At 69.7% G+C, this 21,759-nt stretch carries 18 protein-coding genes, 1 other RNA gene and 1 riboswitch; of the genes, 11 read left to right on the top strand and 8 right to left on the bottom strand.

The genetic code is table 11. The features are described from left to right. Window positions 1-131: 131 nt before the first annotated feature. From WB794_RS12780 to ssrS, 3 genes are all read right to left on the bottom strand, one after another. Entirely contained in the window at window positions 132-587 is a 456-nt protein-coding gene (locus tag WB794_RS12780) for an EVE domain-containing protein (RefSeq protein ID WP_337336247.1), read from the bottom strand. A gap of 33 nt (window positions 588-620) precedes the next feature. Then, window positions 621-1,211 carry a 5-formyltetrahydrofolate cyclo-ligase gene (locus tag WB794_RS12775; protein WP_337336246.1) on the bottom strand — a complete coding sequence of 197 codons (591 nt, stop codon included), beginning with the start codon at window positions 1,209-1,211 and terminating at the stop codon, window positions 621-623. A gap of 25 nt (window positions 1,212-1,236) precedes the next feature. After that, a non-coding RNA gene (ssrS, locus tag WB794_RS12770) (6S RNA) lies at window positions 1,237-1,421 on the bottom strand. A 115-nt stretch (window positions 1,422-1,536) separates the two neighbouring features. On the opposite strand from ssrS, the gene WB794_RS12765 reads away from it, so the two are divergent. Next, the gene (locus tag WB794_RS12765) at window positions 1,537-2,034 is read left to right on the top strand and encodes a PaaI family thioesterase (protein ID WP_337336245.1); all 498 of its coding nucleotides are present in this window, start codon (window positions 1,537-1,539) and stop codon (window positions 2,032-2,034) included. 97 nt (window positions 2,035-2,131) lie between these two features. Here WB794_RS12765 and WB794_RS12760 read toward each other — a convergent pair whose 3' ends face one another. From WB794_RS12760 to WB794_RS12750, 3 genes are read right to left on the bottom strand one after another with little or no spacing between them, the layout of a single operon-like run. Continuing rightward, complete coding sequence (locus tag WB794_RS12760; RefSeq protein WP_337336244.1) at window positions 2,132-2,428, bottom strand: cell division protein ZapA; 297 nt, start codon at window positions 2,426-2,428, stop codon at window positions 2,132-2,134. Next, the gene (locus WB794_RS12755) at window positions 2,425-2,646 is read right to left on the bottom strand and encodes a TIGR02449 family protein (RefSeq protein WP_337336243.1); all 222 of its coding nucleotides are present in this window, start codon (window positions 2,644-2,646) and stop codon (window positions 2,425-2,427) included. The genes WB794_RS12760 and WB794_RS12755 overlap by 4 nt, the downstream gene beginning before the upstream one ends. Before the next feature lie 31 nt (window positions 2,647-2,677). Then, window positions 2,678-7,243: an EAL domain-containing protein gene (locus tag WB794_RS12750; RefSeq protein ID WP_337336242.1), complete on the bottom strand. Its 4,566-nt coding sequence runs from the start codon at window positions 7,241-7,243 to the stop codon at window positions 2,678-2,680. 182 nt (window positions 7,244-7,425) lie between these two features. Between WB794_RS12750 and trpE the strand changes: the two genes are divergently transcribed. From trpE to rraA, 8 genes are all read left to right on the top strand, one after another. Continuing rightward, a complete protein-coding gene (trpE, locus tag WB794_RS12745; RefSeq protein ID WP_337336241.1) occupies window positions 7,426-8,901 on the top strand; it encodes an anthranilate synthase component I in 1,476 nt (491 codons plus the stop codon). A 15-nt stretch (window positions 8,902-8,916) separates the two neighbouring features. Next, a riboswitch (cobalamin riboswitch) is annotated at window positions 8,917-9,105 on the top strand. Between the two features lie 125 nt (window positions 9,106-9,230). Beyond that, on the top strand, window positions 9,231-11,036 hold the full coding sequence (locus WB794_RS12740; RefSeq protein ID WP_337336240.1) for a TonB-dependent receptor domain-containing protein: 1,806 nt from the start codon (window positions 9,231-9,233) through the stop codon (window positions 11,034-11,036). Window positions 11,037-11,236: 200 nt separating this feature from the next. Next, entirely contained in the window at window positions 11,237-13,729 is a 2,493-nt protein-coding gene (locus tag WB794_RS12735; RefSeq protein WP_337336239.1) for a DUF1631 family protein, read from the top strand. A gap of 8 nt (window positions 13,730-13,737) precedes the next feature. Beyond that, the gene (locus WB794_RS12730; protein ID WP_337336238.1) at window positions 13,738-14,091 is read left to right on the top strand and encodes a PilZ domain-containing protein; all 354 of its coding nucleotides are present in this window, start codon (window positions 13,738-13,740) and stop codon (window positions 14,089-14,091) included. Between the two features lie 212 nt (window positions 14,092-14,303). Further along, a complete protein-coding gene (gene pepQ / locus WB794_RS12725) occupies window positions 14,304-15,614 on the top strand; it encodes a Xaa-Pro dipeptidase (protein ID WP_337336237.1) in 1,311 nt (436 codons plus the stop codon). Between the two features lie 64 nt (window positions 15,615-15,678). Continuing rightward, window positions 15,679-16,659 carry an aldo/keto reductase gene (locus WB794_RS12720; RefSeq protein WP_337336236.1) on the top strand — a complete coding sequence of 327 codons (981 nt, stop codon included), beginning with the start codon at window positions 15,679-15,681 and terminating at the stop codon, window positions 16,657-16,659. Window position 16,660: 1 nt separating this feature from the next. Continuing rightward, complete coding sequence (gene rpe / locus WB794_RS12715) at window positions 16,661-17,356, top strand: ribulose-phosphate 3-epimerase (protein ID WP_337336235.1); 696 nt, start codon at window positions 16,661-16,663, stop codon at window positions 17,354-17,356. Window positions 17,357-17,378: 22 nt separating this feature from the next. Next, a complete protein-coding gene (gene rraA, locus WB794_RS12710) occupies window positions 17,379-17,870 on the top strand; it encodes a ribonuclease E activity regulator RraA (RefSeq protein WP_337336234.1) in 492 nt (163 codons plus the stop codon). A 55-nt stretch (window positions 17,871-17,925) separates the two neighbouring features. On the opposite strand, the gene WB794_RS12705 is transcribed toward rraA, so the two are convergent. Continuing rightward, the gene (locus tag WB794_RS12705) at window positions 17,926-18,396 is read right to left on the bottom strand and encodes a pyrimidine dimer DNA glycosylase/endonuclease V (protein ID WP_337336233.1); all 471 of its coding nucleotides are present in this window, start codon (window positions 18,394-18,396) and stop codon (window positions 17,926-17,928) included. Between the two features lie 87 nt (window positions 18,397-18,483). Between WB794_RS12705 and WB794_RS12700 the strand changes: the two genes are divergently transcribed. Together WB794_RS12700 and WB794_RS12695 are read left to right on the top strand one after the other, a co-directional pair. Then, window positions 18,484-18,810, top strand: coding sequence for a c-type cytochrome (locus WB794_RS12700; protein WP_337336232.1), 327 nt, complete (start codon window positions 18,484-18,486; stop codon window positions 18,808-18,810). Between the two features lie 59 nt (window positions 18,811-18,869). Continuing rightward, window positions 18,870-19,166 carry a J domain-containing protein gene (locus WB794_RS12695; protein ID WP_337336249.1) on the top strand — a complete coding sequence of 99 codons (297 nt, stop codon included), beginning with the start codon at window positions 18,870-18,872 and terminating at the stop codon, window positions 19,164-19,166. A 135-nt stretch (window positions 19,167-19,301) separates the two neighbouring features. On the opposite strand, the gene WB794_RS12690 is transcribed toward WB794_RS12695, so the two are convergent. Then, entirely contained in the window at window positions 19,302-21,683 is a 2,382-nt protein-coding gene (locus WB794_RS12690; RefSeq protein WP_415926698.1) for a S9 family peptidase, read from the bottom strand. Window positions 21,684-21,759 lie beyond the last annotated feature (76 nt).

Here is a 21,759-nt window from a genome sequence, read left to right as displayed (position 1 = left end):
CGAATGGAAGGCGGCGATGAACCAGTTCGCGATACTCTACGAAGACCGGTTCACGCTGGCCCGCTGAAGGAAGGCCAGGAACTAAACCGCCTCACACACAAAAAATCGGACACGCCCACTTTCGCAAGCGCTCAGGCGAGCGCGAGGATGGTCTTCCACTGCGCATCGCTCACCGGCAGCACCGAAAGCCGGTTGCCGCGCGCCAGCAGCGGGAAGTCGCCCAGCGCCTCGGCGTGCCGGCGCAGCTCGTCGAGACTGATCGTGCGCGGCAGCTTGCGTTCGAAGGCGACGTCGACCATCTGCCAGCGCGGTGCGGCAGGCGTGGATTTGGGATCGAAATAGTCGCTCTGCGGATCGAACTGGGTCGGGTCGGGGTAGGCTGCGCTCGCCACCCGCGCGATGCCGACGATGCCGGGCACGGCGCAGTTGGAGTGGTAGAAGAACACGCCGTCGCCCACGCGCATGTCGTCGCGCATGAAGTTGCGCGCCTGGTAGTTGCGCACGCCGGTCCACGGCTCGCGCCCGCGCGCGGCGAGGTCGTCGATGGAGAATTCCTCCGGCTCGGATTTCATCAGCCAATGGGCCATGGCGGCGCGGGTCTCGGGGGAAAGGCGCGGATTCTACCGGCAGCGCACGGTGCGGGCGTCGGTGACGACGAGGTCGAGCGGCACGTCCCAGGGCGCGGCCTGGAGCGCGTCGACCTGCTGGAAATCGTGCGCCACGCCGATCAGCAACGGCCGCATCGGGCGCGGCTGTTCGCGCAGGAAGGCGAAGCTGCGGTCGTAGTAGCCGCCGCCGGTGCCCAGGCGCGTGCCGGAGGCATCGAAGGCCACCAGCGGCACCAGCACGGCGGCAAGGTCGGATGGGGCCAGCTGCGCGGCGGGGGAATGGTCCGGCTCGGGTATGCCGTGGCGGTTGGCCACCAGCGGATCGCCGAAGCGCCAGGGCGCAAAGCGCAGCGTGCTGCCGGGTGCCAGGCACGGCAGGCAATAAACGAAGCGCGGCGGCGGTGCCAGCAGCGCGTGCAGGGAAATCTCCCCGCGCACCGCCCAGTAGCCGGCCACGTAGCCCTCGTCCGCCAGCTCCGGCAGCGCGCGCAGGCGTTCGGCGAGCGCCTCGGCCGCCGCCATCTGCAGCCGCGCCGGGAGTTCCAGACGGCGCGCGCGCATGCGCGCGCGCAGCGCGGCGCGGTCTTCGGAAACAGGGGTCATCGGCGCATGATCCGCGAAAAAGAGAGCAGGCTCCGCCGTGGCGGTGCGTACGAAACGACCTTGATCCCGAGGATCAGGTGGGAACGCTTGCAAGGCGTCGGGCTTACCGCTCGCGGCGGGCCTGCACACCAGCCCTGATTCGCGTCCCCGGGGTCGTTCATTAGGGTCAAGGCAAATGTAAGCGTACGCTGTCGCACACGGCAGAGTCTGCCGCTGCCATGGTAGCGCATCGGCCGGCGCGGAAGGTGCGCGCGCCGCGCCGGGTTCACCCCGCATGGCGTCGCCGTGGGCCATAATGGGATGTTGCCATCGCGTGCTTTCACCCATGATGCCCGCCGCTTCCGCCCTGCAGGATCTCGCCCATCCCGACAACATCTGCTATGGCTGCGGTCGCGCGCATCCGAGCGGGCTGCGCATCAAGAGCCGCTGGGATCCCGACGGGGTGCACGTCATCGCCCACCACCTGCCGCGCCCCGAATTCGCCGGCTGGACCAATCGGGTCTACGGCGGCCTGCTGGCGATGCTGGTGGACTGCCACTGCAACTGGACCGCGATGGCCCACCACTACCGCGCGGAAGGGCGTGAACCGGGCAGCCTGCCGCCGATCCACTGCGTCACCGCGCACCTGGGCCTGGACTACCTCAAGCCCACGCCGATGGGCCAGGAACTGATGCTGCGCGCGCGGGTGGAAGGGGAAACCGGGCGCAAGACGCGGGTACTGTGCGAGGTGATCGCGGCCGGCGAGGTCACGGCGCGTGGCGACAGCGTGTTCGTGCGGGTCGATCCGGCGCGGTTCATGGAGAACACCGCGTCGGGGGCGTAGCCCCGACCCACGAACCGCCTCGGTAGCCGGGCGAACCATCGTGCGCGGTGCGCCGCCACCGTAGGTCGGCCCTACGTGGCCGACGGGAAAATCTTCCTCAGCGGCGCGCGGCGGCCAGCAGGCGATCCATCTTGCGCGACAGGTCGTCCAGGGTCAGGGCGATCTCGCGCTGGTCGCGGTCATCCGTGCGCCGGGTTTGCGACAGCTCGTGCGCCAGGTTGAGCGCGGCCAACACCGCGATCCGGTCGATGCCCGCCATGCGGTTGGCGGCACGGATCTCGCGCATCCGGCCATCCAGAAGGCGTGCGGCCTCGATCAGGCCTTCGCGCTCGTGCGGCTCGCAGGCGACCATGTACTCACGATCGGCGATGCGCACGTTGACCGGCTCGCTCATGCGTTCTGCTCCAGCGACCTGAGCCGCAGGATCATCGCTTCCACGCGCGAACGCGCCTGCTCGTTCTTGGACAGGAGGGCCGCGCGTTCGCCCATGAGCTGCTCCTGGCTGGCGCGCAGGCTGCGGTTCTCGTCGAGCAGGCGCGCCAGCACTTCGCCCAGCGCGTCGAGCTGGGCGGTCAGGTGATCGAGCTTCTGGCGCGAATCGGGGGTGGCCATGGCGGCACGATAGGCGGCGATCCGCAAGCGGTCAACCGGCCGGGGTGGTCCACTGCGTGCGGGCGTGCTTCAACAGGAAATCCAGGCAGGCGTCGGCCTCCATCGGCCGCGCCAGCAGGAAACCCTGGATCTCGTCGCAGCCCTGGCTGCGCAGGTAGCGCAGCTGTTCCGCGGTTTCCACGCCTTCCGCGATCACCGTCAGGCCGAGCGAGTGGGCCATGGTGATGATGGTGGAGGTGATGGCGGCATCATCCGGGTCGCGGGTCAGGTCGCCGACGAACTCCTTGTCGATCTTGAGGGTGTCGATCGGCAGGCGCTTGAGGTAGATCAGCGAGGAATAGCCGGTGCCGAAGTCGTCGATCGCGATGCTGACGCCGATGCGCTTGAGGTCGCGCAGGATCGTGATGGTCTGCTCGGCGTTCGCCATGACCACGCTTTCGGTCAGCTCCAGCTCCAGGCGGGTGGCGGGCAGGCCGCTCACTTCCAGCGCCTTCGCCACGCTCGCGGCGAGGTTGCCGCGCAGCAGCTGCAGCACCGAGACGTTGACGGCCACGCTGAGGTCGAGCACGCCCAGGTCGCGCCATTCGCACAGGCGATGGCAGGCTTCCGCCAGCACCCATTCGCCGATCGGCAGGATCAGCCCGGCCTCCTCGGCCAGCGGGATGAAGGTGGCCGGCGGAATCATGCCGAACTCTTCGCTGTCCCAGCGCAGCAGCGCTTCAACCCCGCTGATGCGCCCGTCGAACAGCGACTGGCGCGGCTGGAACTCCAGATACAGCTCCTCGCGGTCCAGCGCCCGGCGCAGCGCGGCGGTCAGGGTGGCACGACGCCGCACCTCGGCGTCCATGGCCTCGTCGTAGAACTGGAAGTTGTTGCGCCCGCGCTCCTTGGCGCGATACATCGCGGCGTCGGCGAACTTCAGCAGATCGGTCGGCACCTGGCCATGATCGGGAAACATGGAAATCCCGATCGACGGCGTGATCACGATGTCGCCGTGGCCTTCGGTCAGGATCGGTTCGCCGAACGCCGCCAGCACCGCCTCGGCCATGCCCTTCACCGCATCGCGGTCGTTGGCGTCCTCCATCACGATGGTGAACTCGTCGCCACCCAGGCGCGCCACGGTGTCCGAGCTGCCCACCACGCCCAGGAGGCGCGCTGCGGATGCCTTGAGGATGCGGTCGCCGGCGGCATGGCCGAGCGAGTCATTGATGACCTTGAAGTGGTCCAGATCCAGGAACAGCACCGCGACGCCGTATCCGTGGCGGCGCGCCCGCACCACGGCGCGTGACAGGCGCTCGGTCAGGAGGCTGCGGTTGGGCAGGCCGGTCAGGGTGTCGTAGTTGGCCAGGTAGCGCAGCTCCTGTTCGGCGCGCTTCTTGTCGGTGATGTCGTTGACCACCCACACGAAGTGGCTGCGAACGCCCAGCTCGTCGCGAACTTCGGTCTGCTCGATCCAGCCCAGGAACTGCTCGCCATCGGCGCGCCGCAGCCACATCTCGCCGCGGAAGTGGCCCTTGGCGACCAGTCCTTCGCGCGCCAGGCGATAGAACTCGGGGGAGTGCTGGCCGCTCTCCAGCAGGCTGTCGGGCATCCCGACGACGTCCTGCTCGGGGTAGCCGGTGATGCGCGAAAACGCCGGATTCACCGAGACGAAGCGGAAGTTGAGGTCAACCACCGCCACCGCCTCGTTCATGCTGCGCAGCACTTCGGACGCGGTCCGCCGCTCGCGCTCGGCCTGCCGGATGGCGGTCACGTCGTGCGCGGTGCCGGCCACGCGCAGCGGGTTGGATTCGCTATCGCGCTCGACCACCTTGCCGCGCGAACGCACCCAGATCCATTCGTTGTAGGCGTTGCGGATGCGGTGCTCGGATTCGAATGACGCGGTCTTGCCGGCGAGGTGGTCGTACATCAGCTTGTGCACCCGCGGCAGGTCGTCCGGGTGGATGGCCTCGCTGCGCCACTCTTCGGTCGTCAGCAGCTCTTCTTCCGGCGTGTGCAGCAGCTGGTCGGAACCGATGCGGTGCAGCCGGTTGCTGCGCAGGTCCCAGTCCCAGAACGAGTCGCCCGCGCCCCAGAGCGACAGCTTCAGCCGATCCTCGCGCTCGCGGATCTGCGCCAGCAGGTCGGCGCGGACCGCGGCGCGCTGGCGCTGGTGCCGCCACAGGACGAGCACCAGACCCAGCCCCAGCAGCCAGTAGACACCGTGGGCCGCGGATGATCGCCACCACGGCGGCACCACGGTGACCGGCACATTCAGCTCGCCCGAGCTCCAGATGCCATCGTGGTTGGTGGCGCGAACGCGAAAGGCGTAGCGGCCTGCCGGCAGGTTGGTGTAGACCGCCATGGGATTCGGCGCGGGCGGGCTGAAGTCCGCATCGAATCCGTCCAGCCGATAGGAATACAGGTTGATCTCCGGCGAGGTGTAGTCCAGCGCCGCGAAGCCCAGGCTCAGCACCTGGTCCTGCTGGGAAAACACCACCGGCGCGGAGCGGTTGAACGGCCCTATCAGGGCGTGGCGACCGCTGCCATGCCAGCTCAGCACCACGGGGGCGTCGAAGCGGCTGCGCTGCACCCGCGCCGGATCGATCAGGTTGAAGCCGCGGATTCCGCCGAAGGCGATCTGCCCGTCGCGCAGCGTCGCCACCGCGCCACCGTTGAACTCCAGATCCTGAAGCCCTGCGCTCAGCCCGAATCGCACCGCATTCCCATCGCCCCGGTCCAGCCGCACCAGGCCGTCATTGCCGCTCAGCCAGAGACGGCCCCGGGAGTCCTCGGCGATCGCATAGACGACCGACGGCATGCCCGTCGCCAAGATCGGCCAATTGCGAAACGTCATCATGCCATCCGGCCCCTCGACCACCTGATCCAGCCCGCGATGGCTGCCGATCCAGAGCGTGCCGTCGCGGGTCTCGTAGATGGCGCGCACGATGCTGCCCGAAAGCGAGTCGGGGCGCGCCGGATCGTGCGTGAAACTGCGGAAGTTCCCGCTCGACGGATCGCGCACGCTCAGGCCGGCCATTCCGCCCACCCACAGCCGCCCCCGCGAATCCTCGTGGATGGCCATGATCCGCCCCTGCTGCTGGGTCCCTTCGACGCCCGGACGCGGCTCGAACAGGGTCCGATCGCCGCTATGGGGTTCGTAGCGCATCAGCCCGCGGTTGCCATAGCCGATCCACAGCGCACCGTCGCGGCCGCGCTCGATCGCCCGCATCGGCAGCGGGCCGCCGCCCTCCTCGAGCATCACCGCAGTCGCCCGGCGGGTGCCCGGATCGAACTGGAAAAGCCCCATGCTGCTGGCGATCCAGTAGGCACCATCGTTGCCGGGCGCAAGCCCGGCGACGGTCGGCGCGACCAGCGCGCGGCCCGAACCGCTCGCCAGTGCGAAGGCGGCGTCGAAAGACTCGAACTCGTCGCGCAGCGGGTCGTAGCGGCGCAGACCGCCCTGGGTGCCCAGCCACAGGCTGCCGTCGTCGCCTTCGACCAGGCTGCGCACCACGTTGCCGGTGAGCGGATCGCGCGCCGGGTCGAGATCGAACACGGCCCGGAACGGGGTGCCGGCCGCCGGCGTGGTCACCACGCCGCGCACGTGGCTGCCCGCCCACAGCAGATCGGAGCGATCGATCATCAGCCGCGGCAGCCCGGCTTCGGCCAGCATGCCGTCAACCCAGGGATTGATCGGAATCGATACCGCGTCGCGCGTGGCCGGATCCATGTACCAGAGGTTTCCACGGGCCACCGACAGCCAGAGCGTGCCGTCGCCGGACTGCGCCAGCGCGATCACCTCGCAGCAGGCACCGTCCGACGCCCGCGGCGCGCTGGGCCAGACGACTTCGGCCGCGTCGGAGCCGACCGGCTTGCGGCGCAGTCCGGAGGGCGTCCCGATCCAGAGGGTTCCGGACGCATCCACCAGCAGCGCGCGCGCGCCTTCCACGGAGAACCGCTCGGCCCGGCCCTGGCCGGCCTCGATCCGATAGATCCCGTGGCCGGCGGCGACCCAGACATCGCCTTGGCCATCGAGCGCGAGGGCATTGACGGTGCGGGTAATGCCGGTGCTGCCACCGCCGGTCAGGATCTGCTCGAAGGCGAGCACCTGGCGATACTGGCCGGACTGTTCATCGACCAGTCCGATCCCGCCCGGACGCGCGACCCAGAGCCCGACGCCGGCCTGATACAGGAGCGCGTCGATCTGGGCCGCCGCCATCGCACCCTGGCTGGGTGCGAGCGGCACCGGCGTGACGCTGCGACGCGCGGGATCGATCACGAAAAGCCCGTCGCGCAAGGTGCCCACGTAGAGCGCACCGCGCGCGTCCTCCGCCAGCGCCTGGGCAAAGCTCGGCAACGCGCTGTCGATGCCCGTCAGGATGTCGAGGGTGACGAAGGTGTAACCGTCGAAGCGATGCAGCGCGCCCTGGGTGGCCACCCACACGAAGCCTTCACGATCCTGGAGAAATGCCGTGACCGTGCTCTGCAGCAACCCCTGGCGACTGTCGAGCGTGCGGAAGTAGTAGTCACGCACCACGGCCAGTCCAACCGCGGGCGCAAGCGCCACTCCCAGCGCCAGCAGCACCACGGCTCGGCGGAAGAGCCGCGCGACCATGTCAGGTTTCCCCTCGAACATGCCGTATCGACCACGCGCAAATCGAGGTTCAGTGTAGGGTGCGCCTGTCGCGCCAGCAACAGATTGCCGCCGCTGCGGAAATGTGCCGGAGGGCGCGTGCTCCAGCGGCCATCGGTCGAACGCGCTGGCATACTGTCGCCCCCTTTTTCCGGCCACCGCCCGTGATCGACGCCGCCACCTTCCAGTCCTTCGCCGCCGCCGGCCATACCCGCATCCCGGTGGTGCGGGAAGTGCTGTCGGATCTGGACACGCCGCTGTCGGTCTACCTCAAGCTGGCCGACGGCCCGCACACCTACCTGTTCGAGTCGGTCGAGGGCGGCGAGCGTTTCGGGCGCTATTCGATCATCGGCCTGCCGGCGCGGCGAGTGTATGCGGTGCGCGGCCAGATGCTGGAAACGATCGAACACGGCGAAGTGGTGGCACGGCGCGAAGTCGCCGATCCGCTGGCCGAGGTCGAAGCGCTGCGCCTGGCCCATTCGGTGCCCAGGATCGACGGCCTGCCCGGCTTCACCGGCGGCCTGGTCGGCTGGTTCGGCTTCGAGTGCGTGGAGTACGTGGAGCCGCGCCTGGGCCGGGGTCACGCGCCCGACGAACTGGGTACGCCCGATATCTTCCTGATGCTGTCCGAGGAGCTGGCGGTATTCGACAGCCTCAAGGGACGCCTCTACCTCATCGTGCACGCCGACCCGGCCGAGCCGCAGGCCTGGGCGCGCGCCAACCGGCGCCTGGAGTCGCTCGAACACCGCCTGCGCCACGGCGGCGCGCCCTATCCGGAGACCCTGCACGGCAAGGTGCTGGACGAGGCCGATTTCGTCAGCGGCTTCACCCGCGAGGGTTTCCTCGACGCGGTGCAGCGCTGCCAGGACTACATCCGTGCCGGCGACGCCTTCCAGGTGGTGCTGAGCCAGCGCCTGAGCATCCCGTTCCATGCGCGCCCGGTGGATGTCTACCGCGCGCTGCGGGCGATGAATCCTTCGCCCTACATGTACTTCCTCGACACCGGCACCACCCAGGTGGTGGGCTCTTCGCCCGAGATTCTGGTACGTCTGCAGCACGGCGAAGTCACGGTGCGGCCGATCGCCGGCACCCGCCCGCGCGGGCGCACGCCCGAGGAAGACCTGGCGCTGGAACGCGAGCTCCTGGCCGATCCCAAGGAGCGCGCCGAGCACCTGATGCTGATCGATCTGGGACGCAGCGACGTCGGACGGGTTTCCGCACCCGGCACGGTCGAGGTCGGCGAACGCTTCCTGATCGAGCGCTACAGCCACGTCATGCACATCGTCAGCGAAGTCACCGGAACGCTGCGCGAGGGGCTTTCCTACATGGACGTGCTGCGCGCCACCTTCCCGGCGGGCACGGTGTCCGGCGCGCCCAAGATCCGCGCGCTGGAAATCATCCGCGCGCTGGAGCCGGTCAAGCGCAACATCTATTCGGGCGCGGTCGGCTACCTCGGCTGGCACGGCGACGCCGACACCGCCATCGCGATCCGCACCGCCGTCATCCAGGACGGACGCCTGCATATCCAGGCCGGTGCCGGCATCGTCTACGACTCCGATCCGGAAAGAGAGTGGGACGAAACCATGAACAAGGGCCGCGCCCTGTTCCGCGCCGTGGCGCAGGCGGCCCAGGGGCTTTGATCGCGGCTTTGCGATAGAATCCGCGCCGCTTCAGGTGCTCGGGAAGCCGGTGCGAATCCGGCGCTGCCCCCGCAACGGTAAGCAGGCGTCATTTGCCCACGTCCTTTCGGGGGACAGTCACTGGCCGCAGGGCCGGGAAGGCGGGCGAAGCGGGAGCGATCCCGGCCTGCCAGCCCGGAGACCGGCCTGCAGCGCCGGCGCTGCGCGTCGGCTCCGTTGCGTCGCGGTGGGCGATGCGGACGTGCGCATCGAGCTCCCGTTTCCGGGTTTCGGCGCGGCGTCTGCCAACCACGGCACGCGCCCGCTTTCCTTCCCCGGAGCATGATTCGATGTCCTTTTTTCGTCCCGCCCTTCTTGCCGCGGCGCTCGCGCCCGCGCTCCTCCTGCCTGCCCAGGCCCAGTCCCTGCCGAGGACCGACCCGGTGCTGGTCACCGCCACGCGCCTGGCGCAGCCGCAGTCCGCCTCGCTCGCCGCGGTCAGCGTGATCGACCGCGACGCGATCGACGCCAGCGCCAGCGTCGACGTGCTCGACCTCCTGCGCCGCGTGCCGGGCCTGGACGTGGTGCGCGGCGGCGGGCTCGGTCAACAGACCAGCCTGTTCATCCGCGGCGGCAACTCCAACCACGCCCTGGTCCTGATCGACGGGGTGCGCGTGTCGGCGCTGGGCACCGGGATCTATCCCTGGGAGCAGCTGCCGCTGTCGGCGATCGAGCGCATCGAGATCGTGCGCGGGCCGCGCGCGGCGCTGTGGGGTGCCGATGCGCTCAGCGGCGTGATCCAGATTTTCACCCGCCGCGATGCGGCAAGCCGCGCCGCACTGCGGGCCGGCAACCACGACACCTGGGGCATCGAGGCGGGTGCGGGCGCGCGCTCGGCGCGCGGCGGCTTCGGCCTCAGCGCCGGCTGGCTCGACACCCGCGGCACCGACGCCACCACGCCCTCGAACTGGAGCCATGACCCGGACCGCGACGGTGCGCTCTACCGCACGCTTGCGGCGCACGGCGACCTGGCGCTGGGCAGCCAGCAGGTCGAAGCCAGCCTGCTGCACGGCGACAACGACATCGAGTTCGACCAGGGCCGATCCAACACCCGCCAGGACGTGTTCGGGCTGGCGCTGGGCGGCGGGCTTGGCGCGGACTGGAGCCATCGCTTCAGCCTCAGCGGCAGCCGCGACCGGCTCGACACCCCGGACGCCGTCACGCGCTACCTCTCGCGCCGGCGCCAGGCCGACTGGCAGCACAGCCTCACGACCGGCACGCAGGGTGCCCTGACCCTCGGGCTGTCCTGGCTGAGCGAGCGCGGCCGGCAGATGGACACCGCCGCCGGCAGCGACGTGTACGGGCAATCGCGCCACACCCGCGCCGCCTTCGCCGCCTGGCAGGGCCGCATCGATGCGCATGCGTTCGAGTTTTCAGGTCGCTACGACGACAACAGCGTCTACGGCAGCGAGTCGAGCTTCGCCGGGGCCTGGGGCTGGGAGCTGACCGGCGCGCTGCGGCTGTCGGCAAGCTGGGGCCAGGGCTTCCGCGCACCGACCATGAACGAGCTGTACTCGCCCGGCTGGGGCGGCTGGTACGCCGGCAATCCCGCGCTGGCTCCGGAGCGTTCGGAAAGCACCGAGCTGGCGCTGCGCCTGACCTCGGGCGCGGCGAGCGAAGTGTCTCTGCGCGCCTTCCGCAACGCCCTCGACCAGCTGATCGACTTCAGCGGCGCGCAGGCCCAGGCGATCAACGTGGCGCGCGCGCGCACCGACGGTGCCGAACTCGAGTGGCGCTGGCAGCCCGTGGGCTGGAACGTCGAGGCCAGCGCCACCTGGCAGGATCCGCAGAACCGCGATACCGGCGAGGCGCTGCTGCGGCGCCCGGCGCGCAAGGCCAGCGCGCTCGTGGAGCGGGTGTTCGACGGCGGCCAACGCCTGGGCGTGGAAGCCCACGCGGCCTCCGAGCGGCCCGACTTCGGCACCCGCCTGGCCGGTTACGGCGTGCTGTCGGCGCGCGCCAGCCTGCCGCTGTCGGCCGGCCTGTGGCTGGATGCGCGCATCGACAACCTGCTCGATCGCGACTATGTCCTGGTGGACGGCTACCGCACGCCCGGCCCCACCGCGCTGTTGAGCCTGCGCTGGCAGGCGCGCTGACAATCAACCCGCCGGGTTGAGCGAATGACGCGGCCAGGGAAGGCCGCCGCCCCGCCGACCCGCCCACGGTCGGATTCGCGCAGGTTTCTCGATTCACCCCGCTGCGGCACGCGGAGATTTTCTCCCGCCGTTTGCGCGGGGCTTGATCTGTGACGCGCATCATAGAATGATTCGCTCAACGCACAGGGGGGCGGACCGGCATGCACACATCGGGCACAGAGGCACGCCGAAGCGCGTCTGCCGAAGGAAACAGGATCGCCGCGCGCGGCTTTCCGCCGCGGCGCCGGGCCGTGCTTGAAGGCATTTTCGGATTTTTCCGGGACGAGTTTTCCCGCGCGCTGGAATCGATGCTCAACGAGCTCGAGCAGCAGTTGTTCCGCAGTGCCGAGCACGCCCGCAGCAACGAGGTGCAGCGCGCCCTGCTGGAATCACGCAAACGCATCAGCGCCAATCGCACCCACCTTGCTCCGGCCATGCTCGAACGGATCGAGGAGGCCTTGGCAAGCCTGCCCGAACCGGTGAAGGCCGACGTGCCGGAGGCCGCGCCGCCGCCGTTCTCGGCGCTGGCCCTGGTCGATACGGGGGCGATGGATGAAACCGTGGCGCTGCGTGAAATCGCCACGCGGGCGGAAATCCGCAACAGCCTGCCGCTGTTTCTTCTGGGCCAGCGCCTGGGCGTGGTGGCCGGTCGTCCCGCGTTCGACGCCGAGCGCCTGCCCATCGGTCCGCGCCAGCTGTGCCGGATGCTGGGTGAGTCCATCGCCGTGTTCGATCTGGACGCCAGCCAGCGCGGCGTCGTGTTCGGCCAGTTCGATCGCAGCGTGATGCAGTTTTTCGGCGAGTTTCTCGAAACCCTGAACAACTACCTCATCCAGCAGAAGATCCTGCCGCACCTGACCTACGTGGCACCGCGCAACAGGAACCCGCAGCGCGGCCGCGATGCGCCGACGGCGTCGCCCGGGCCCAGGCCCGGGATGGATCCGGCCGCGGCAGGGCCCGCTGGCGGCAGAGCCGCGGCGCAGGCATCCGCCGGCCCCGGGATGTTCGCGCAGGTCGGCAGCGCGCCGTCCGCGCACGCGCCGGGTGCCGGTGCGGATGCGGCCACGGGCAGCGGCCTGTTTGCGCCGCAGCGCGGCAGCGCGCCGCGACCCGGCACCGCGCCAGCCGCGTCCCGGGAGCCGGCCGCGCCGGAAAGCGGCGCGGAGGACGTCGTGCTGTTCGACACCCTGCGGCGGCTGCTTGCCGGCCGGCGCAGCCTGCTCGATCGGCTCCAGACCAACACGATCAGCGGCCCGGTCGCCAATCCGGCCCAGATCCAGGACAGCCTCGGCGCGCTGCAGGCCCGTCTCAACGCGCAGTGGGCCAAGGGCGTGTCCGTGCCGCTCGGCGATCTGCGCCGCGAGCTCACCGCGCACCTGGCCGCACACGCCGTCGATGGTCGCATCCCGCAGCTGTCCGGGGCGCAGGGCGACACCGTCGATCTGGTCGGCATGCTGTTCGAGCAGATTGCGCAGGAGGTGCAGCCGCAGACGCCGGGCGGACAGCTCCTGGGGCAGCTCCAGCTTCCGCTGCTGCGCGTGGCGCTGCAGGACCCGGGATTCTTTTCCGATCGCACCCATCCCGCGCGCCAGCTTCTGACCACCATCACCGAGACCAGCGCGTACTGGAGCAGCGAAGACGAGGTCGACCGCGACCTGATCCGGAAAATGGGCACGGTGGTCCGCCAGGTCTGCGAAAGCCCGGAGGCCGACACCGCGCGGCTTCGCGAGATGGTCGATGACCTCGGCAGCCATCTGAGCACCCAGCAGCACCGCGCGGAAGTGGCGGAGCGTCGCCACGTCGAGGCGGCGCGCGGGCGCGAGAAGCTGGAGATCGCACGGCTCAAGGCCGAGGAGGCCATCAGCGGGCTGGTGGCGGGCAAGGTCGTCCCCAAGTTCCTCAAGACGCTGCTCGAACAGGTCTGGACCGACGTGCTGGCGCTCGCGCTGCTGCGCGGCGGCGACAACGCGCCCGCGTTCCGGCAGTACCTGGGCCTGGCTGAAACCCTGGTCGCGGCGGCGCTGCCGAACGAGAAGCGCGTCGCGCTCACGCCACCGGAGCTGGCGCAGATCCGGGGCGAGGTGGAGGCCGCGCTGGCCCAGGTCGGGCACTCCGGCGACGAGGCCAGGGCGTTCTCGTTGCGGCTGAGCTCGGTGGTCAGCGGCGCGGGCGACAGCCGCGACACCGAGACCACGGCCGAGCCGGCCTCGCGCACCGAGCTGACCCTCAGGCTGCGCACCCGCGCCCGGCTCGGCGAGGACGTGAAGAGCGGCGCCGCAACGGCCGAGCGCCAGGACACCAGGGCAGAAAAGACCGCGCCGCTCTCGCCCGAAGAGAAGGCCTGGCACGAGCGCCTGAAGCGCATCGCGTTCGGCACCTGGTTCGATTTCACCATCAGCCAGCAGGGCGTCAAGGCGCGCCGACGCCTGTCCTGGTACAGCACCATCACCGACCACTGCCTGTTCGTGAACCACCGCGGCCAGCGCGCCGGCGACTACAGCCTGTCGTGGCTGGCACGCGAGATCTGCCGCGGCAACGTCAGCGTGGTGGAACCGGAGTCCGGTTCGATCGTCGACCGCGCGTGGAAGGCCATCGTCACGGCGCTGCGCTCGTTCTCCGGCGGCGGGGCCGAACCCACGCCTGCCGCAAGTTGAGGAAGACCATGAGTCAGCAGGAATACCGCCGCGCCAAGCGCAAACAGGTGGCCGAGCGCATCGACGTCACCGATACCCTGACCGAATCCGTGGTCGGCCTGATCGGCAACATTTCCGAAAGCGGAATGATGCTTCTGGCCAATGCGGACACGATGGAGGACGCGCTGTTCCAGATGTCCTTCACCCTCGCCGACGCCGGCGGCAACCGTCGCGAAGTGAGCGTCGGCACCCACCAGCTCTGGTCCGAACCGGCGAACCAGCCCGGCCAGTTCTGGACCGGCTTCCGCTTCATCGACATCAGCCCCGAGGACCTCGCGGTACTGCGCATCTGGATCGACCTGCCGGGCAGCCAGTACGTCTAGCACACCCCGTCGGGGGCGTAGCCACGACCTGTGGACCGCCTCGAACCGTCGCGCGGTGCGCACCGCCGCAGGTCGGCCCTGCGTGGCCGACGTGCCCTGGCCGCGATCGGCCGATCGCCGCGCGATCCCGGCCCTTCGGCACAAGACATGCCGCAGCCACCCTGCCATCCTTCGGAGGTTCGGCGCACGCCGCCGCTTTTCGAGGACTCGCCGTGGAACTTGCGCCCCTCTACGCCTCTCACCTCGCCACCGTGCTGGCACGTGCCGAAACGGCGCTCGCTCGCGGCGGCTTCGACCACCTGCTGATCGCCTCGGGCGTGGCCAAGTACCAGTTCCTGGACGACCGGCCCTATCCGTTCGCGGCCAACCCGCACTTCGTCCACACCGCGCCGCTGCCCGGCCACAGCGACGGCTGGATCGCGATCACTCCGGGCAGGAAGCCGGTGCTGGTCTACCACCAGCCGGCCGACTACTGGCACCTGCCGCCGGCCGCGCCGGAAGGGTTCTGGGTCGAGCACTTCGACCTGCGCGTGATCCGCCGCCCCGAAGAAGCCGCCGCGCACCTTCCCGGGAATGGCCGCCTTGCGATCATCGGGGAGGCCGACGCGGCACTGGAAGGCCTGGTTCCGAACAATCCCGCCGCGGTGCTCGACTACCTGCACTACCAGCGCGCCTTCAAGACACCCTATGAACTGGCCTGCATGCGCCTGGCCTCGGTTCCCGCCGTGCGCGGGCACGCTGCGGCGGAGGCGGCGTTCCGCGCCGGGCTGTCCGAGTTCGAGATCCACCGTGCCTACCTGGGTGCCTCGGGGCAGAACGACCTGAGCCTGCCCTACGGCAACATCGTCGCGCTCAACCGGCACGCCGCGGTGCTGCATTACCAGTATCAGGACATCGCGCCACCGTCGCGCTCGCGCGCCTTCCTGATCGACGCCGGTGCCACCCACCTGGGCTACGCCAGCGACATCACCCGCAGCTACGGCGACGGCGACGCGCGCTACGGCGCGCTGATCGCCGGGGTCGAACGCGCCCAGCTTGCGCTGGTGGACCAGGTGCGCGCCGGGCGCGACTACCGCGACATCCACCTCGATGCGCACCGCCTCCTCGGCGGCGTGCTGCACGATCTGGGCGTGGTGAAGATGAGCCCCGAATCCCAGCTCGAAACCGGCGTCAGCGCGGCCTTCTTTCCGCACGGCATCGGCCACTTGATCGGCCTGCAGGTGCACGACGTGGCCGGCTTCGCCGCCTCCGATGCCGGCGGCACGATCGACAAGCCCGCCGGCCATCCCTTCCTGCGCCTCACCCGCAGCCTCGCGCCGGGCATGGTGGTGACGATCGAGCCGGGCCTCTACTTCATCGACATGCTGCTCGCTCCGCTGCGCCAGGGCCGGCACGCGAGCGCGATCGACTGGAGCCTGGTCGAACACCTGGCGCAGTTCGGCGGCGTGCGCATCGAGGATGACGTGGTCTGCACCGAGGGCGATCCGGAAAACCTGACCCGCGACGCCTTCGCCGCGCTCTGACGCGCCACCGGCCGCGATCCGCGATAATGGGCGACGCACCGCCGACGCAACGCAGGAAATCGCCATGCAAACCCGCCCGCTGGGCCGCACTGGATTCGACATCGCCCCGCTGGTGCTGGGCGGCAACGTGTTCGGCTGGACCTGCGATGCGGCGCAGTCCTTCCGCGTGCTGGATGCCTTCGTCGCGCACGGCTTCAACCTGATCGACACCGCCGACGTCTATTCGCGCTGGGCACCGGGAAATCGCGGCGGCGAATCGGAGACGATCATCGGCGAGTGGATCCGCCGGCGCGGTCGCCACGACGACTTGCTGATCGCCACCAAGGTCGGTTCGGACATGGGCCTGGGGCAGGTGTGCCTGCGGCGTGATTACATCCTCGCCGCCGTGGAGGACTCCCTGCGCCGCCTGCGGATCGACTGCATCGACCTCTACCAGTCGCACTGGGTCGACAAGGACACCCCGGCCGATGAAACGCTGTCCGCCTTCCAGACCCTGATCGAACAGGGCAAGGTGCGCGCCATCGGCGCGTCCAACCACCGCGCCTCGCGCCTGCTCGATGCGCTGGAAGTGGCTCAGCTGCACGGCCTTCCCGCCTACCAGACCCTGCAGCCGCCCTACAACCTGATGCAGCGCGGGGAGTTCGAGGGCGAGCTGCAGGCTCTGTGCCGGAAGGAAGGCATGGGCGTCATCAGCTACTACGGCCTGGCGTCGGGTTTTCTCACCGGCAAGTACCGCAGCGCGCGTGACGCCGCCGGCCGCGCGCGCGGCGACGCGGTGCAGCAGTACCTGGCCGCGCCGCAGGCCGATGCCGTGCTGGCCACGCTGGACCGGCTGGCGGACAAGCACGCCGCCACGCCCGCGCAGGTCGCGCTGGCCTGGATCATGGCCCAGCCCGGCATCACCGCGCCCATCGCCAGCGCCACGTCGCCCGCGCAGCTCGAAGAGCTTGCCGGTGCCGCGACGCTGGCGCTGGATGCCGACGACCTGGCCGCACTCGATGCCGCCAGCACGCCACCTTCCGCACCTTCCGATTCCGGAGCCTGACATGCTCGAACCCGTCATCGCGCCTTCCATCCTCTCCGCCAACTTCGCGCGCCTGGGCGCGGAGGTCGACGCCGCGCTCGCCGCCGGTGCCGGCTGGGTCCACTTCGACGTGATGGACAACCACTACGTCCCCAACCTCACCATCGGCCCGATGGTGTGCGAGGCGCTGCGCCGGCACGGCGTCACCGCGCCCATCGACGTGCACCTGATGGTGCAGCCGGTCGACGCCCTGGTGCCGCAGTTCGCCAAGGCCGGTGCCACCTCGATCAGCTTCCATCCCGAAGCCAGCGCGCACGTGCACCGCACCATCCAGTCGATCCGCACCAACGGCTGCAGTCCAGGGCTGGTGCTCAATCCCGCCACCCCGCTGGACGTGCTCGACTGGGTGCTCGAGGACATCGACCTGATCCTGGTGATGTCGGTCAACCCCGGCTTCGGCGGCCAGAGCTTCATTCCCGCGATGCTGGAGAAAGTGCGCCGCATCCGCGCCCTGATCGACCGCAGCGGGCGGCCGATCCGCCTCCAGGTCGATGGCGGCGTCAAGGCCGACAACATCCACGACATCGCCCTGGCCGGTGCCGACACCTTCGTTTCCGGTTCGGCCATTTTCGGCGCACCCGACTATGCGCAGGTGATCGGCGAAATGCAGCGCGAGATCCAGCGTGCCCGCGACCGCGCCACCGGCTACTTCACCTGATCGCGCGACAGGGCGGGAACCCATGACCGACACGACGTTCGCCACCGCCGACCTGTGCGATGCGCACGAGGACAGCGTGCGGGTGCTGGCGCTGCCCTGGCTCGATCTGGGCGGGCGCATCGCGTTCCACGGCCAGGTCTCCACGATCAAGGCCTGCGAGGACAACTCGCGGGTGCGCGAAGCGGTGGCCGAACCCGGCAAGGGCCGCGTGCTCGTCGTCGACGGCGGCGGCTCGATGGCGCGCGCGATGCTGGGCGACCTGCTTGCGGCCAAGGCCGTGGAGAACGGCTGGAAAGGCATCGTCATCGTCGGCGCGATCCGCGACAGCGCCGCCATCGCCACGATGGATCTGGGCGTCAAGGCGCTGGGCCGCTGCCCGCGCAAGACCGACAAGCACGGCGAGGGCCTGCGCGATGTTTCCCTGGAAATCGCCGGCGTGCGCGTGGAGCCGGGCTTCTGGCTGTACGCGGATGCGGATGGCGTGATCGTGAGCGGACGCGCGTTGACGGGCTGAGGATTCCGGGCGTGGAAGGCTTTGGCGCAACGCCACAGGCGCAGCAAGCTGCGCTCTACGGGGTCGGTCGGCGATGCGCGCTGGATTCGCTCGGTGGCAGATGTTTTTCCCACGCTGCCACCGCGCCGGGAACCAGGGCGAACAACGGATGGAGGTCGGGCGCGGTGACCGCGTTCCAGCGCGCCAGCAGGTCCGGGTTTCGCAGCTGCAGCTTGGCGCACAGGTGCCGCCATTCGTAATCGCGCTGGCCGACGGTGACGCTGATCGGCGCGCTGCGGGCCGCAGCGTCGAATTTCGCCGGGTCGAAGCGATAGCCCCGCGCCCGGGCTTCGTCGTGGACCGCCTGCAGGTATACATCGACGGCGGCGATCGGATCGGCCTGTGCCTGGAAGCGCTGGAGCTGCGGATGCTGCCGATAGCCGCGGGTTTGCCCGCACAGCACCTTGCGGGCGAGCAGGGTTTCGCGCCACAGCGCGACCAGGCCGACGGGATCGAGGTAGCGAGGGTGCAGGGACCAGACGCGCATGACGTGCCTCCGTGCCGGCGGGTCGGCAGTGTCGCAGAAACGACGGCGCGCATGGAACCGGATCGGCGGCGCGCTAGAATCGCGCCCATGATCGCGCTTCTTATCGCCGCCGCCGCGGCCGCCGCACCTGCCCCCGACGCCGCACCCGCGCCACCGGCCAAGATCGGCCTGTGCGTGGCCTGCCACGGTACGGACGGCCGCAGCCGGATGCCGGCGGCACCGCACATCGGCGGACAGAACGAGGCGTATCTGGTCTGGGCGTTGAACCAGTACCGCGAAGGTCGGCGCGAGGGCGACGTGATGGGCAGCGTGATCGGCGTGCTCAGCCGGCGCGACATCGAGGCGCTGGCCGACTGGTATGCGCGCCAGACCTGGCCGGCGCTCGACGCGGCACCGGCGGAAGATGCGCCGTGAGCGGTTCGGGCGCGCGCTACTACGGCAAGGTGCTCGGCGGACTGCTCGGCTTCGCGCTGATGCGCCATCCGTTCGGGCTGCTGATCGGTGCCCTCGTCGGCCACGCCTTCGACGCCGGCTGGCTGCGCCGCGCGCCGCGCGATCGCGCACTGGAAGCGGCCTACGCCACGCTCGAATCCTCGCCTGAAGACAACACCGAAGTGCTCGATGCCGCCTACCGCCGGCTGATGTCGAAATACCACCCCGACCGCGTGGTCGATGCCACCGCCGAAATCCGCGCCCTGGCCGAAGAGCGCGCCCGCGCCATCAACGCGGCCTACGACACGATCATGCGGGCGCGGCGCGCGGCGCGCTGAGGCGGATGCCCGCAAACCGACGACAAGCACGCCAACCCGAACAGGGCGGAACCCGCGCAGCGGTTTCCGCAGGAAAGCGTGCGGCAAGAGCGCGGCGGAATCGCCTGCGGCGGTTCTGCCCTGCTTTTCCCTGTCCTACCTTTCCCCGTCCGCCGCCTTCGCGCCGATGCTGCGTTCGAACAGCGCGAAGATGCGGCGGTATTCGTCCAGCCAGGCGTCGGGTTCCACGAAGCCGTGGCGCTCCAGCGGGTAGCTGGCCAGCTCCCAGCGTTCCTTCTTCAGCTCGATCAGCCGCTGCGCCAGGCGCACCGAGTCCTGGTAGAACACGTTGTCGTCCATCATCCCGTGCGCGATCAGCAGGTCGCCCTTGAGCCCTTCGGCGAAGAAGATCGGCGAGCCGCTGCGGTAGCCCGCGGGGTCGATATCCGGCGTGTTGAGGATGTTGGCGGTGTAGCCGTGGTTGTACTGGGTCCAGTCGGTGACCGGGCGCAGCGCGGCACCGGCGTGGAATACTTCGGGTGCCTTGAACAGGGCGATCAGGCTCATGAAGCCGCCGTAGGAGCCGCCGTACACGCCCACCCGACCGGCATCGCCCTGATGCTCGGCCACCAGCCAGTTCACCCCGTCGATCAGATCCTCAAGCTCCGGCTCACCGAAGCGGCGGTAGATCGCGGTGCGCCAGTCACGCCCGTAGCCTTCCGAGGCGCGGTAGTCGATGTCGAGCACCAGATAGCCCTGCTGCACCAGCAGGCTGTGGAACATCTGCTCGCGGAAATAGTAGGGATAGCGCGCGTGGGTGTTCTGGGTGTAGCCCGCGCCATGCACGAACAGCACGATGGGATAGGTCTTGCCCGGCTCCAGCGTTTCGGGGCGGTAGAACTTGGACCACAGTGGTGCCTTCACCTGGGTCGAAGGAACCTGCTCGATGCGCGGCGCGATCCACGGATACGCGGCAAAATCCGGATTCACCGTTTGGGTCAGCGCGCGCGCCTGCCCGCCGGTCGCCGGCAGCACCGAGATCTGGGCCGGCACGTAAGTGCTGGAATGGCGCACCAGCAGCTGCTTGCCGTCAGGCGAAACGCTGAAATCCTCCACCCCGTCGAGCGCGGTCAGCTCGCGCACCGCGCTCTTGCCCAGCGCCTTGTCGCAGACCTCATAGTCGCCCGGCCAGGCGCGGTTGCACAGGAAGAAAAAGCGCGAGCCGTCGGGCGAGAGCTGCGGCGAGGACACCTCCCACGCGCCCTGCGTCAGCGCGCGCGCCCTGCCGCCCTTTTCACCCACGGTGTAGAGGTGCGAATACCCGCTTTCCTCGGACAGCAGCCACAGCGTGCGGTTGTCCGACAGCCAGCCGAAATCGTTGAAGTTCCAGTTGATCCAGGCCGCGTCGGTGAGCCGGTGCAGCGGCACCAGCGCGGTGCCCGTGGCAGCGGCCCGCGCGATCCAGCGGTCCTTGTTGTCGGTCGCACGAAGCTGCACCGCCGCGCGGCTGCCGTCGTCGCTGAAACGGATCGCATCGACGCGCACCGGGCGCTGGCCCTTGAGCGCGTCCTTGCCGGCGGCCTTGCGCAGATCGGCCAGCGGATCGACGTCGATGCCGGACAGCGCGTCGAACGTCAGCGTCTCGACCTTGCCCGTGGCCAGCTCCACCCGCTGCAGCGCATGCCCGGCCGGCGGATTGCGCCCGACGCGGGTGCGCACGTCTTCCACGTCCTCGTAGCCGGACTCGGTCACGTACACCGGCATCTTGCCGGCGCGGCCCTTGTCGCCGTTCCTGGGCTCGGTGACCACCAGCAGCCAGCGCCCGTCCGGGCTCAGCGCCGAGCGCGCGATCTTCACCTCGTCGCCCAGATACACCGGCACGCCGGCGCGGGTGGCATCCGCCTTGCGCAGCTCGGCATCACGCGCGCGCCGCGCCTCGGTGTCGGCGCGGCGCTTGGCCAGCGTCGCGATCAGTTCGAGCTGCAGCGCGCGCAGATCGTCGGCCTTCGGCTCGGCCGCCGGGTCCTTTTCCGCCTTCGGCTGGGCCACCGGATGCACCAGCCGCGAGGCCAGGTCCACCGCATACCAGTCATCGCCGGAACGAAACTGCGCCTGCCGCTGGTCGGCGGAAAACTGCGCCCCGGACGCATTCATGCCGCGGCTGAGCTGCACGAGCCGGCCATCGCGCAGTTCGCGCAGGAACAGATCCCCATCGCGCACGAACAGCGCACGCTCCCGACGCAGATCGAACACCGCATCGGCCGCATCCAGCCCCGCCCGCTCCGCGTCACCCGCTACCCGGCTCGCACCATCCTTCAGCGCCGTCACATGCAGATCGCGCAAGGGACTGCCGACGCGCTTTTGTTCGTGCAGCACGCTCGCCCCATCCAGACCCCACCACGCCCGCTCCACCGGCGCCCCGATCCAGTCCGGATCGGCCATGATCTTTTCCATCGTCAGCGGTTCGGCGGCGAGGGCGGAAGTCGCGGTGAAAAGCAACAGGGCAAGACGGGAAATGGCTATGCACACGGGAAACATCTCCGCGACGAAAAGGGATCAGGGATGTTGCGAGTCTAGGGCAATCCCGGCGACAGGGCATGGCCGAGTCGTCATT

The organism is Denitratimonas tolerans (assembly GCF_037203605.1).
Lineage (GTDB): Bacteria > Pseudomonadota > Gammaproteobacteria > Xanthomonadales > Xanthomonadaceae > Denitratimonas > Denitratimonas tolerans.
Note: the sequence above shows the minus strand (reverse complement) of the source record. Positions and strands in the feature narration are given on the sequence as shown.

What these genes read in the sequence shown, in the direction of transcription:
- WB794_RS12780 (WP_337336247.1), bottom strand. Translation starts at nt 587, where the DNA reads ATGGCCCATTGGCTGATGAAATCCGAGCCGGAGGAATTCTCCATCGAC.
- WB794_RS12775 (WP_337336246.1), bottom strand. Translation starts at nt 1,211, where the DNA reads ATGACCCCTGTTTCCGAAGACCGCGCCGCGCTGCGCGCGCGCATGCGC.
- WB794_RS12765 (WP_337336245.1), top strand. Translation starts at nt 1,537, where the DNA reads ATGATGCCCGCCGCTTCCGCCCTGCAGGATCTCGCCCATCCCGACAAC.
- WB794_RS12760 (WP_337336244.1), bottom strand. Translation starts at nt 2,428, where the DNA reads ATGAGCGAGCCGGTCAACGTGCGCATCGCCGATCGTGAGTACATGGTC.
- WB794_RS12755 (WP_337336243.1), bottom strand. Translation starts at nt 2,646, where the DNA reads ATGGCCACCCCCGATTCGCGCCAGAAGCTCGATCACCTGACCGCCCAG.
- WB794_RS12750 (WP_337336242.1), bottom strand. Translation starts at nt 7,243, where the DNA reads ATGGTCGCGCGGCTCTTCCGCCGAGCCGTGGTGCTGCTGGCGCTGGGA.
- WB794_RS12740 (WP_337336240.1), top strand. Translation starts at nt 9,231, where the DNA reads ATGTCCTTTTTTCGTCCCGCCCTTCTTGCCGCGGCGCTCGCGCCCGCG.
- WB794_RS12735 (WP_337336239.1), top strand. Translation starts at nt 11,237, where the DNA reads ATGCACACATCGGGCACAGAGGCACGCCGAAGCGCGTCTGCCGAAGGA.
- WB794_RS12730 (WP_337336238.1), top strand. Translation starts at nt 13,738, where the DNA reads ATGAGTCAGCAGGAATACCGCCGCGCCAAGCGCAAACAGGTGGCCGAG.
- WB794_RS12720 (WP_337336236.1), top strand. Translation starts at nt 15,679, where the DNA reads ATGCAAACCCGCCCGCTGGGCCGCACTGGATTCGACATCGCCCCGCTG.
- rpe (WP_337336235.1), top strand. Translation starts at nt 16,661, where the DNA reads ATGCTCGAACCCGTCATCGCGCCTTCCATCCTCTCCGCCAACTTCGCG.
- rraA (WP_337336234.1), top strand. Translation starts at nt 17,379, where the DNA reads ATGACCGACACGACGTTCGCCACCGCCGACCTGTGCGATGCGCACGAG.
- WB794_RS12705 (WP_337336233.1), bottom strand. Translation starts at nt 18,396, where the DNA reads ATGCGCGTCTGGTCCCTGCACCCTCGCTACCTCGATCCCGTCGGCCTG.
- WB794_RS12700 (WP_337336232.1), top strand. Translation starts at nt 18,484, where the DNA reads ATGATCGCGCTTCTTATCGCCGCCGCCGCGGCCGCCGCACCTGCCCCC.
- WB794_RS12695 (WP_337336249.1), top strand. Translation starts at nt 18,870, where the DNA reads ATGCGCCATCCGTTCGGGCTGCTGATCGGTGCCCTCGTCGGCCACGCC.
- WB794_RS12690 (WP_415926698.1), bottom strand. Translation starts at nt 21,683, where the DNA reads ATGTTTCCCGTGTGCATAGCCATTTCCCGTCTTGCCCTGTTGCTTTTC.